10 protein-coding genes are annotated in these 9,088 nt (G+C 27.8%); 2 read left to right on the top strand and 8 right to left on the bottom strand.

Going from position 1 to position 9,088, the window contains the following annotated elements:
• The first annotated feature begins 117 nt into the window (after positions 1-117).
• Complete coding sequence (locus tag X275_RS08975; protein WP_156168756.1) at positions 118-840, top strand: ABC transporter ATP-binding protein; 723 nt, start codon at positions 118-120, stop codon at positions 838-840.
• A 578-nt stretch (positions 841-1,418) separates the two neighbouring features.
• On the opposite strand, the gene lpdA is transcribed toward X275_RS08975, so the two are convergent.
• From lpdA to X275_RS08940, 8 genes are all read right to left on the bottom strand, one after another.
• Entirely contained in the window at positions 1,419-2,798 is a 1,380-nt protein-coding gene (gene lpdA, locus X275_RS08970; protein WP_047268493.1) for a dihydrolipoyl dehydrogenase, read from the bottom strand.
• 9 nt (positions 2,799-2,807) lie between these two features.
• Positions 2,808-4,049, bottom strand: coding sequence for a dihydrolipoamide acetyltransferase family protein (locus tag X275_RS08965; protein ID WP_047268492.1), 1,242 nt, complete (start codon positions 4,047-4,049; stop codon positions 2,808-2,810).
• 12 nt (positions 4,050-4,061) lie between these two features.
• Entirely contained in the window at positions 4,062-5,039 is a 978-nt protein-coding gene (locus tag X275_RS08960) for a pyruvate dehydrogenase complex E1 component subunit beta (RefSeq protein ID WP_047268491.1), read from the bottom strand.
• 15 nt (positions 5,040-5,054) lie between these two features.
• Positions 5,055-6,026 carry a pyruvate dehydrogenase (acetyl-transferring) E1 component subunit alpha gene (gene pdhA, locus X275_RS08955; protein WP_047265509.1) on the bottom strand — a complete coding sequence of 324 codons (972 nt, stop codon included), beginning with the start codon at positions 6,024-6,026 and terminating at the stop codon, positions 5,055-5,057.
• Between the two features lie 2 nt (positions 6,027-6,028).
• Positions 6,029-6,472, bottom strand: coding sequence for a pyridoxamine 5'-phosphate oxidase family protein (locus X275_RS08950; RefSeq protein ID WP_052913165.1), 444 nt, complete (start codon positions 6,470-6,472; stop codon positions 6,029-6,031).
• 12 nt (positions 6,473-6,484) lie between these two features.
• Positions 6,485-7,339, bottom strand: a complete 855-nt coding sequence (locus X275_RS08945) for a lipoate--protein ligase family protein (protein WP_052913801.1) — start codon at positions 7,337-7,339, stop codon at positions 6,485-6,487.
• 271 nt (positions 7,340-7,610) lie between these two features.
• The gene (locus tag X275_RS11920; protein ID WP_442914816.1) at positions 7,611-7,742 is read right to left on the bottom strand and encodes a type I restriction enzyme endonuclease domain-containing protein; all 132 of its coding nucleotides are present in this window, start codon (positions 7,740-7,742) and stop codon (positions 7,611-7,613) included.
• 22 nt (positions 7,743-7,764) lie between these two features.
• Positions 7,765-8,298 carry a DUF1016 N-terminal domain-containing protein gene (locus X275_RS08940; RefSeq protein ID WP_052913799.1) on the bottom strand — a complete coding sequence of 178 codons (534 nt, stop codon included), beginning with the start codon at positions 8,296-8,298 and terminating at the stop codon, positions 7,765-7,767.
• Positions 8,299-8,674: 376 nt separating this feature from the next.
• Between X275_RS08940 and X275_RS08935 the strand changes: the two genes are divergently transcribed.
• On the top strand, positions 8,675-9,013 hold the full coding sequence (locus X275_RS08935; protein WP_047268490.1) for a hypothetical protein: 339 nt from the start codon (positions 8,675-8,677) through the stop codon (positions 9,011-9,013).
• The last annotated feature ends 75 nt before the right edge of the window (positions 9,014-9,088 follow it).

The raw sequence follows: 9,088 nt of genomic DNA, 5'->3' as shown, positions 1-9,088 counted from the left end.
TAATAATGACAGCAATAATATTACCAATAGGAATATATTGGTTTAAAAACAGTTTTGATAAAGCAAGAAAATATGGAACAATTTCACAATATTAAAAACAGAAAAGGAAATGATAAAATGGAAAATATAATAGAAATAACAAATTTGACAAAAATATATAAAAACAAAATAAAAGCACTGGAAAATATAAATCTTACAATAAACAAAGGAGAAAAAGTAACAATCTTTGGACCAAATGGAGCAGGAAAAACAACATTAATAAAAACAATAGGAATGTTTATAATACCAGATAGAGGAAAAATAAAAATAAAAGGATATGACACACAAAAAGAAGAAAAAAAGATAAAAAAAATGATAACAATATCAACAGCAAATGAACGGTCATTCTATTACCGATTAAGTTTAGAAGAGAATCTCAAATTTTTTGGGATGTTAAACAATATAACAGGAAAAGAATTAAAAAAGAAAGTGGAAAAAGGATTAAAAGAGATGGGGCTATACGAAAACAGAAAAATCAAATACATGGAAGCATCAACAGGAATGAAGAGGAGATTGAATTTAGCAAGGGCATTAATAAAAGAAGCGGAAATATATTTACTGGATGAACCAACAAATGGTGTAGATATAGAAACAAAGATAAAAATATACGAAATAATGGAAGAATTATCGCAAAAAGGGAAAACGATAATCTTAGCCAGTCATGAGGTAAGTGAAATAGAAAAGACAGACAGGATAATAGTGTTAAAAAAAGGAAAAGTAGTGGCAGACAAAAAAACAGAGGAAATACTCAAAAAAACAACAAAGGAAAATGAAGAAAGGTTACTGGAATTAATCAAATAGCATAAAACCAATTAATCATTAACATCAAATAATAGCAAGAATATAAAATTGCATCAATACATTAAATAAAAATTTAACCATAAAAATATATCAGGTGATAAAATAATTATATAAATTTATTAAATTTAAGAAAAGAAAAATTGATTGTAATTTTACTTGAATTTTACTAGGAATTGTATTAATTGTTACTGGCCTATTTTTTGAATTCACAATATTTGGAGTTACGAAAATTTTATCATTATACGTAATATTTTTAATTTTAATAAGTTATTTTATTATTTCAATATATAAGAGTACAATAGCTATATCTCTCTTTTCTTTGGGATTTATTTTTTTGAATTTCATTTTGAAAATTGATTCTACAACAAATAAATATTTAATATACGAATTGTTTTTGTTATACCTAATAATAAATTTATTTATTTATATTTTCATATGGATGAATCGAAGATTAAAACAATAAGGGAAAATAAAAATGTACAAAAAAGGGTCTCTTTCCAAAGAAAGCTGACAAAAGAAATGTTTTGATAATAAAATGACGTCTACAAAAATTGTAGACGTCATTTTAAAATTGCAGATTAAATGTGAATTGCCCAACCTTCTATTCCTCTAAATGCCTCCATAATACCTTCGGAGAGTGTTGGGTGTGCGTGTATCATTTTGGATATATCTTCAGGCAATAATTCGGAATTTTTAGCAAGTAATACTTCATGAATTAATTCTGTAGCTTCAGCACCTATTATATGAGCTCCTAAAATTTCATTAGTTTCTTTGTCTGTTAATATTTTAATAAATCCTTCTGATTTTTCTATTGCAACAGATTTTCCAACACCTCTGTATGGGAAAGAAAATTTGTTATATTGAATATTTTTTTCTCTTAACAATTCTTCGGTATAACCAAAACTTGCTATCTGAGGTTCGGAATATATAGCAGATGGGATTTTGTAAATATCTACAAATTTTTCTGTACTATGTCCAGCAATATGTTCTACAACAATTTCACCCTCTTTTGAAGCAACATGAGCTAATTGTGGTGTTTTTACAATATCGCCAATTGCATAAATGTTATCTGCATTTGTTTTGTAATACTCTCTAACTTTAACAAAACCTTTTTCTGTTTCAATACCAATTTTTTCAATACCAATGTTTTTGGTATTTGGTTCTCTGCCAACGGCTATAAGTATTTTTTCAGCCTTAATAATATTTTTTCTATCTTCACTTTCTAATTCTAATGTAATTTCGTTTTTTGTTTTTTCTATTATTCTTGACTTTGTAGATTTGTGGATTTTTATATTTCTTTTTTTATATACTTTTTCAAGGAATTCTGCTATTTCTAAATCTTCAGTTGGTAAAATTCTGTCTAAAATTTCTATTATATGAACTTCAACTCCAAAAGAGTTCATTATATAACCAAATTCAATTCCAATTACTCCACTGCCTATAATAGCTATTGATTTAGGTAAATTCTCTAACATTAAAGCACCATTTGAACTTAATATTTGCACTTCATCTATTTCAAATCCAGGGATGGATTTGGGTTTTGAACCCGTTGCAAGTAAAATGAATTTTGATGTGTATATATCTTTATCATTTACTATTACTTCATTTTTATTTAATAACTTACCTTCGCCTGAAATTAAATCGATTTTGTTTTTCTTTAGTAAATATTGAACGCCTTTTGAAAGCGTATCTGCTGCTTTTCTTGATTTTTCAAATATTTTTTTATAATTAAAATTATCTAAATTAAATTTTATTCCCATATATTCTAATTCTTTTATTCTTGAAAAAGTTTCAGCTTGATGTATTAAAGATTTAGATGGTATACAACCTATATTTAAACAAACACCACCAACTTTATCTTTTTCTATTATTGCAGTCTTCAATCCGAGTTGTGCAGCTCTAATTGCAGCAACATAACCACCTGGACCTGAACCTAAAATAATTAAATCATATTTCATATTATCACCTCAAAGTATTGCTAATATTGGATTTTCTAAAGTTTCTTTTAAATCTTTCATAAATATAGCAGCAACTGCGCCATCTATTACTCTATGGTCTGAAGATAAAGTCATTTTCATCATTGGTTTAATAATTATTTCATCATTTTCGACAATAGGTATCTTTTTTATCATTCCAATAGCAAGTATTGCTGAAGCTGGTGGATTGATTATCGCTGTGAATTCATCTACTCCAAATGACCCAAGATTACTAATTGTAAATGTTGCATTTGTATATTCTTCTGGTTCCAATTTATTATTTTTTGCTTTTTCTATTAATTCTCTTAACTCATTTTCTATCTGTAAAATTCCTTTTTTATCAACATTTCTTACAATAGGTGTAATTAATCCATTTTCCTGAGCTACCGCTAAAGCAATGTCAATTCTACCAAATTCAATTATTTTGTCATTTAGCAAAGTTGAATTTATTCTTCTGTGCTTTCTCAATGTATTGGCAATTATTTTTATCAAAAATGTATTCATTGATATTTTTTCGTTCAATCTGTTGTTTATCGTCTTTCTATTTTCCATTATATTTTCCATATTTACGCTAAGAGTTAAATAAAAATGTGGTGACGTGTATTTTGATTGTGACAATCTTTCACCAATAATTCTGCGTTTGTCTGATAATGGAATTATTCTATCTTCATCACTTGTCTCAACATAGATAAGTTTATCTTGCAGCATTGTTGCTTGAGAAACTGTTGCAGTGCTATAACCTTCAACATCTCTTTTTATTATTCTTCCTCCTGGACCAGTTCCTTTTATTCTTGTTATATCAATGTTTTTCATTAATGCTATTTTTTTTGCTAAAGGCGATATTTTAATTCTGTCTGAAATACTTTCAAATTTAGCTTCTTTAGCTTTAATATTTTCAATTTCTCTAACAGTTTTTCTTTCTGTTGTTTCACTTTTTATCTCTTCACTTTTCACTTTCTCAATATTTTCATTTAATAAACTAGAAATATCTTCTCCAGGTTCACCAAATATTGCTATAGGGTCACCAACAGCAGCCTTTTCACCTTCAGGAACAAGTATTTTTAATAATGTTCCCTCTTCTGTTGCTTCATATTCCATTGTTGTTTTATCTGTTTCAACTTCACAGAGAACATCTCCTTCTGTGAAAGATTCATTTTCTTTTTTTACCCATTTTACGATAGTGCCTTTTTCCATTGTGGGAGATAAGGCAATCATTAGTAATTTTTCAGCCATAATATCGTCCTCCTAAATGTACAAAACTTTTTTAACAGCTTTTATTATTTTATCAACAGATGGTTGTGCTGCTAATTCTAATTTGTGGTTATAAGGCATGGGTACATCTTCATTTGTCACCAATTCAACTGGTGCATCTAAGTAATCAAATGTTTTATTTGAAATTAGCCATCCAATATGAGAAGCAACACTTACAAATGGCCACGATTCATCGACAATTACGCATCTATTTGTTTTCTTTACAGAATTTAATATTGTTTCTTCATCTAGAGGTCTTATACTTCTTAGATCTAGCACTTCAACATCAATACCATCTTTTTCAAGTTCTTTTGCGCTTTCTAATACTACTTTTAAAGGTTTAGAATAGGTGATTATAGTTACATCTTTTCCTTCTCGTTTTATATCTGCTTTTCCAAATTCTATTGTATATTCTTCTTCAGGAACTTCACCTTCCCAGGAGTACATTAATTCTCCTTCTAAAAATATAACTGGATTATCATCTCTTATTGCTGTTTTTAAAAGACCTTTTGCATCATATGGTGTAGCTGGAGCTACAACCTTTAAACCTGGCACGTGTGCAAAAAAAGTTTGTGTAGCCTGTGAATGCTGGGAAGCTAAATATTCTGCAGGTCCATTAGGTCCTCTGAAGACTATCGGAACCTTGAATTGTCCACCTGACATATATCTCATTTTTGCAGCGTTATTTACAATCTGGTCAAAGGCTTGAAGTGCGAAATTAAATGTCATAAATTCAACAATAGGCCTTAACCCTGCCATAGCAGCACCAATTCCGACACCAGCAAATCCGCTTTCTGTAATAGGGGTATCTATAACTCTTTCCTCACCATATTTATCATATAGTCCTTGACTAACTTTATATGCTCCGTTATATTGCGCGACTTCTTCGCCCATTAAAATTACATTTTCATCCCTTGACATTTCCTCATCCATAGCTTGCCTAATGGCTTCTCTCATAGTAATAATTGGCATCTTTCTCACTCCCTTTTAAGCGTAAATATCCGTATATAATTCATCTAAATCCGGTTCAGGACTTTCTTCTGCAAATTTAGCAGCATCTTTTGCAATCTTTTTGCATTGTTTGTCCATTTCAAGAAAGTCTTCTTCACTAATAATATTATTTTCTTTCAATAACTCTTTAAAACTTATTATTGGATCTTTTTGCTTATATTTTTCAAGTTCTTCTTTTGTTCTATATTTTGCAGGATCACTCATTGAATGACCTTTAAACCTGTATGTTTTAGCTTCAAGTAAAACTGGAGTTCCATTTTTTGCTATTTCAATAGCTTCTTTAGTTGCTTCGTAAACTTCTAAAACATTCATTCCATTTACTTGTTTTCCATTCATTGCATATGAATCGGCCATTATTGAAAAATCATCTATTGCTGAAACTCTCCTATAATCAGTTCCCATTCCGTAATGGTTATTTTCACAGATATACACAACAGGTAAATTCCATATTTTTGCTAAATTCAAACTTTCATGGAAAGCTCCCTGGTGAATTGCACCATCACCAAAGTAACACAATACAACACCATCTTCCTTATTGTATTTTATTTTTAAACCAATACCTGTAGCTACAGGTATTTGAGCACCTACGATTCCATTTCCGCCAAAGAAATGTTTTTTATAATCAAAAAAATGCATCGATCCACCTTTCCCTTTTGAACAACCAGTTATTTTTCCATATAGTTCTGCCATTAAAGAATTTGGATCTAAACCTGTTGCTAATGCATGTCCATGATCTCTATATGCTGCGGCAACATAGTCTTTTGTCATATCTAAATTTGAAATTGAACCAACTGCTACAGCTTCTTCACCTATATATAGGTGTAAAAATCCACCTATTTTTTTTAATCCATATGCCTGAGCAGCTTTTTCTTCAAATCTTCTTATTAAAAGCATTTTAAATAATAAATCTTTAAGTAATTTGGTATCGTAATTTTTTAAATCTTTCATAATTATTCCTCCCTAAAATTAATTCTTTCCTTTATTCCTTTCATTGTGTCGTAATATACGATTTCTTCTATTATTGTTTCTAATACAACAAATTCCGCATCATCTTCTAATTTCCATATAGCTACTAAATTTGAGGATAAATTTTCTAAAACTTCTGATTTAAACAGAGCATCTTCAATGATGTTTATTTTTCCATAAATATTTATAACCTCTGTTAGACTTTTGTTTTGAATTAACCATTGAACTTTACCATTATTTTTTAGATCATTTACTTTTGGAAAATCTTCTAATGTGATTGCGTAAGTACAGTCTGTGTTATAAGGCATCAAGCATGGTGACATCCATCTCAACTCTGGATAACCGTCTTTATTAACCCATCCTAAAACACCGGTTTTTGTTTCAGCAAGAAATTTTCCTAATTTTTTCATAACTTCTTTTTTATCCATAATAAGCGCCTCCTAAACTTTTTGGTAATTTAAATTTTCAAAATTCATCAAATCAAACTTCAATGGATTTTTTAATTTTTTTGAATTAATATATGTTATATAACCATTTTCAACCTTAAATTCATTATCTTCAAATTTAAAAATAAATTTAGGTGTATTTCCATATACCCATTCCCATGATTTGTGTTTTTCTATTAAACTTTCATCTCTAAAATATTTTGTAGAAACTTTAATAGTTGTTAATCTTAGATATTTTGATGTTTCTCTTATAATATTGTTTTTTATCATTTCTTCGTTTATACAATAATTAATTTCTTTAAGATTTATTACCTTAGAAGGTTTAGATTCTGTAGCTTTCGTTTCGATTTTCTCGTTTTTTCCCAAGACCTTATTTAAAAACTCAAGATTCGAATCAATTAATAATGTTCCATGATGCAAAAATTTATCTTTTTTTATTGAAAAAGCACTACCTGAAAATTTGTAATCTTTATATATCAGGTCGTTTTTATAATTTTTTTCCACATCTATATCCATGTTTTTAAGAGTTTTTATTATAATTTCAAATATTTCCTGGCTATTTAAATAATTTTTGGGCGAAACAAAAGAATAATTTAAATTCCCCAAATCATGAAAAACTGTTCCTCCACCAGAAATTCTTCTGGCAATTTTGATTTCTCCATTTTTTACCAATTCAAAATTAAAATTAATTTCTTTCCAAGGATTCTGATGTTTTCCTATAACCACAGAATTCTTACTTTTCCAAAAGAAAATAAAAATATTGTTGTTGGTATTGTTTATTAAATATTCTTCAATAGCCAAGTTATAATGAACATTTGTATTTTTGGATTCGATTATATATAATTTCATTGTTTCTCCTTCTTTTTTGTAATGATTTTAATTTTATTCCCATTCAAATTCTACCATTTTTATCGGAATTAAAAGTTTCGAAAACATTACAAATTTAATTTTAGTGTAATTTTTGTATGTTATTTAAGTAAAATTGGGAATAAAAATAATTATTTCATCGTTTGCAAAACAAACTAACCGGAGCTTTTTTTTGCCCCGGTTAGTTTATAACTGTGTTTACAATATCAATTAATTCGTCAATTACCTCTACCGCTGTTAAAATATTATTATGTTACCTTTTTATAGAATTTTTAAGCATTTCCTCTAATGATTTGCTTTTTACAAGATTTTTTCTGATTTTCACCTTTATTTTATCATTTATCAATTTTTTAAGAATTTCAATATCTATATTCTTATGTTTTATAACAATATTGGTCTTTTAACGTTTATTTAGTAAGATCAGATTGGATTAAAGGTAAGGTTATTTCAAAATTTGTAATTGCTTTTCCTGATCTTTTATATAAATCGCTTCTATTTGATGAGTCAAGACATTTCTTGACTATCCGTTTTCTATAACCTTGTTTACATATAAATAGAGCTTCTTTTGGATTTTTATATTTTGAAATTATTGCAAGATTATGTTCCCGTGGAATTTTTGTAATTAGTGCAACAGCTTGTTGGACTAATTTTTTATCTCCAGAATAAAATAAATACCACTTTTGAATATACATTAAATTTCTACAGGAAAAACCTTTTACATCAGGAAATTCAGAAATTAAATCTTTGCTTAACTTATCTATTAATTTATCTCCCCATTTTGCTTCTTTTTGTTTTTCAACTATTTCTTTTCCGAGTTCCCAATAGAAATTAAACAGTTTTGAATTAGCTTTAACTGCTGCTTTTAGCTGGTTTTCCCTTAATTTTTTCTTTAAATCTCTTAACCAGTTGGTATAATCTTTTTCTTTTAATAGATCACTCATTTTTCATCCTCACTTATAACTGGTTTTCAAGATTTTCCAGTATAAGTTTGATCACCTGATATATTAATTATCAATTTAATTATTGAAAATATACTGTAAATTTTTTTATTTGTATTGACTTTTCTTTTTTTTTTTTTATATAATACTTGTGAATAAAATTTTAAAATGAAGATTTAGTATAATTTTAATATGGTGCTCAAAAAATTGAAGAATTTAACCAAAAAGGCATTGAAGGATGGAAAGAAACTGCATACGGCGCAGCAGCCGGTGCTATAGTTGGTGGTCTTTGGGGAGCAGCTGCTAGTGGGGGACCTGGTATAGTACCCGGTATTGCTATAGGAGCAATTCAAGGAGCTATAGGAGTTGATGTTGCAGAATGGCTAAAAAAATAGTTATTACAATAATATTAGGATTATATCCTTATATATTTTTATTATTATCAAAGATATCAGATAATTTTATAATAAAACAAAATACAGTAAATTATTTGATATCTTCTGTATTGTTAATTTTTTCTTATATTATTTTTTCTTTGATAAAAAGTAAATATAATCAAAAAAGTAATATAATAAATTTTTTCTATCTTATTGTTTTTTTTAGCATTACATATTTTCTTATCTGGAAACATTTTATAGTAGTACTTATTTTTATTACTGAACTAATAAGATTATTCATAAAACCAAATATTTCTAAACGTATTGAGAAAATTAAATAACATTTGTTATTTAAATATAATTTTTCTAGGGTGTATTCTCTAAAAAGTCAAGAGATGTATTTGTCAAGTGAATAG

It is taken from the genome of Marinitoga sp. 1197 (assembly GCF_001021165.1).
In the GTDB taxonomy this organism is placed as follows: Bacteria; Thermotogota; Thermotogae; order Petrotogales; family Petrotogaceae; genus Marinitoga.
This window is presented reverse-complemented; position numbering and strand designations above follow the sequence as displayed.

Excerpts from the sequence above, each read along its gene's own strand:
- X275_RS08940 (WP_052913799.1), bottom strand. The coding sequence starts at position 8,298 with ATGAGTGATCTATTAAAAGAAAAAGATTATACCAACTGGTTAAGAGAT.
- X275_RS08950 (WP_052913165.1), bottom strand. The coding sequence starts at position 6,472 with ATGGATAAAAAAGAAGTTATGAAAAAATTAGGAAAATTTCTTGCTGAA.
- X275_RS08945 (WP_052913801.1), bottom strand. The coding sequence starts at position 7,339 with ATGAAATTATATATAATCGAATCCAAAAATACAAATGTTCATTATAAC.
- X275_RS08935 (WP_047268490.1), top strand. The coding sequence starts at position 8,675 with ATGGCTAAAAAAATAGTTATTACAATAATATTAGGATTATATCCTTAT.
- X275_RS08960 (WP_047268491.1), bottom strand. The coding sequence starts at position 5,039 with ATGCCAATTATTACTATGAGAGAAGCCATTAGGCAAGCTATGGATGAG.
- lpdA (WP_047268493.1), bottom strand. The coding sequence starts at position 2,798 with ATGAAATATGATTTAATTATTTTAGGTTCAGGTCCAGGTGGTTATGTT.
- X275_RS08975 (WP_156168756.1), top strand. The coding sequence starts at position 118 with ATGGAAAATATAATAGAAATAACAAATTTGACAAAAATATATAAAAAC.
- pdhA (WP_047265509.1), bottom strand. The coding sequence starts at position 6,026 with ATGAAAGATTTAAAAAATTACGATACCAAATTACTTAAAGATTTATTA.
- X275_RS08965 (WP_047268492.1), bottom strand. The coding sequence starts at position 4,049 with ATGGCTGAAAAATTACTAATGATTGCCTTATCTCCCACAATGGAAAAA.